The organism is Pseudomonas sp. P5_A2_2 (genome assembly GCF_054177685.1).
In genome coordinates this window covers 1-2,194 of sequence record NZ_JBGCUL010000763.1, presented here as the reverse complement: position 1 = coordinate 2,194, position 2,194 = coordinate 1, and the positions used below count along the sequence as shown (strand labels likewise).

The window sequence follows — 2,194 nt, the reverse complement described above, 5'->3', positions numbered from 1 at the left end:
GAGCTGGTCCTGGGTGTGGACCTGTTTATCCGCGAGAAGAGTCGCCTGCGTTTGTCGCCAGCCGGCTGGAGTTTTCTGGATTACGCTCGACGTATTCTCGACCTGGTTCAGGAGGCGCGCGCCACCGTGGCAGGCGAAGAACCCCAGGGAGCCTTCGCCCTGGGCTCGCTGGAAAGTACTGCAGCGGTACGTATTCCAGAGCTATTGGCCGCCTATAACCAGAAACACGCCAAGGTCGAACTGGACCTGTCCACCGGCCCCTCCGGGACCATGATCGATGGGGTGCTGTCAGGGCGGCTGGCCGCGGCATTTGTCGATGGTCCGGTGTTGCATCCGGCGCTGGAGGGTGTGCCGGCATTCGAAGAGGAAATGGTCCTGATCGCACCGCTCAACCATGAGCCGATTCATCAGGCCAAGGATGTGAATGGCGAAAACATCTATGCCTTTCGCTCCAACTGCTCCTATCGCCATCATTTCGAAAGCTGGTTCGCCAATGGTGCGGCGGTGCCCGGCAAGATTTTCGAAATGGAGTCCTATCACGGCATGCTGGCCTGCGTCAGTGCCGGTGCCGGCCTGGCGCTGATGCCTCGCAGCATGCTCGAAAGCATGCCCGGGTGCACGACGGTCAGCGTCTGGCCGTTGTCGGAGTCGTTCCGCTATCTGCGCACCTGGCTGGTGTGGCGCAGAGGGACGGTGTCGCAGAGCCTGACGATGTTTGTGCGCTTGCTAGAGGAGCGCGGGGTGGTGTTGGTCGAAAAATAGTGGAAAGTTAACGGTCTGCGCTGAAAAACCGGATAATGGCGGCCAAATCGTATAGCTCGTTATTCTGGTAAGCACGCATGGAAATCAAGGTCAACTTTCTCGACAACCTTCGACTTGAGGCCAAGTTCGACGACTTCACGGTGATTGCCGATCAACCCATTCGCTACAAGGGCGATGGTTCGGCACCGGGGCCGTTCGATTACTTCCTGGCTTCGTCGGCGTTGTGCGCGGCGTACTTCGTGAAGTTGTACTGCGAGACTCGCAATATCCCCACCGAAAATATCCGCCTGTCGCAGAACAACATTGTTGATCCGGAAAACCGTTACAACCAGATTTTCAAGATCCAGGTCGAATTGCCGGCGGACATCTCTGCCAAGGATCGCCAGGGGATCTTGCGCTCCATAGACCGTTGTACGGTAAAGAAGGTGGTGCAAACCGGGCCTGAGTTCGTGATTGAAGAGGTCGAAAACCTCGACGCCGATGCCCAGGCGTTGCTGATGCCGCATTCGACTGGCGAAGCGGGCACCTACATTGTGGGCAAGGACCTGCCGCTGGAACAAACCATCGCCAACATGTCGAGCATCCTGGCCGACTTGGGCATGAAGATTGAAATTGCTTCGTGGCGCAATATCGTCCCCAATGTGTGGTCGCTGCACATCCGCGATGCGCACTCACCAATGTGTTTTACCAACGGCAAGGGCGCAACCAAGGAAGGTGCGCTGGCATCGGCACTGGGCGAGTTTATCGAGCGGCTCAACTGCAACTTCTTCTACAACGATCAGTTCTGGGGCGAGGACATCGCCAACGCGGCGTTTGTGCATTACCCGGACGAGCGCTGGTTCAAGCCTGGCCCGAAGGACGAACTGCCGACTGAAATCCTCGACGAGTACTGCCTGAAGGTTTACGACCGGGATGGCGAGTTACGTGGCTCGCATCTGTACGACACCAACTCCGGCAACACCCAGCGTGGTATTTGTTCACTGCCGTTTGTGCGCCAGTCGGACAATGAGGTGGTGTACTTCCCGTCCAACCTGATCGAAAACCTGTTCCTGAGCAATGGCATGAGCGCCGGCAACACACTGGCCGAAGCCCAGGTGCAGTGCCTGTCGGAGATCTTCGAGCGCGCGGTCAAGCGTGAAATCCTCGAAGGTGAAATGGCCTTGCCGGATGTGCCGCAGCAAGTGCTGGCGAAATACCCGGGCATCCTGGCCGGTATCCAGGCCCTGGAAGAGCAGGGCTTCCCGGTGCTGGTGAAGGATGCATCGCTGGGCGGGGAGTTCCCGGTGATGTGCGTGACCTTGATGAACCCGCGTACTGGTGGCGTGTTCGCCTCGTTCGGCGCGCACCCAAGCCTGGAAGTGGCGCTGGAGCGCAGCCTGACGGAACTGCTGCAAGGTCGCAGTTTCGAAGGCCTGAACGATCTGCCTCAGCC

General features: G+C 58.6%; 2 protein-coding genes. Both read left to right on the top strand.

The genetic code is table 11. From position 1 onward, the window contains the following. On the top strand, window positions 1–762 hold a 762-nt coding region (locus tag ACXRVY_RS25320; RefSeq protein WP_458238561.1), incomplete at its 5' end, for a LysR substrate-binding domain-containing protein. A gap of 77 nt (window positions 763–839) precedes the next feature. Continuing rightward, window positions 840–2,194 (top strand): OsmC domain/YcaO domain-containing protein (locus ACXRVY_RS25315; protein ID WP_458238560.1); only part of this gene is annotated, 1,355 nt, incomplete at its 3' end.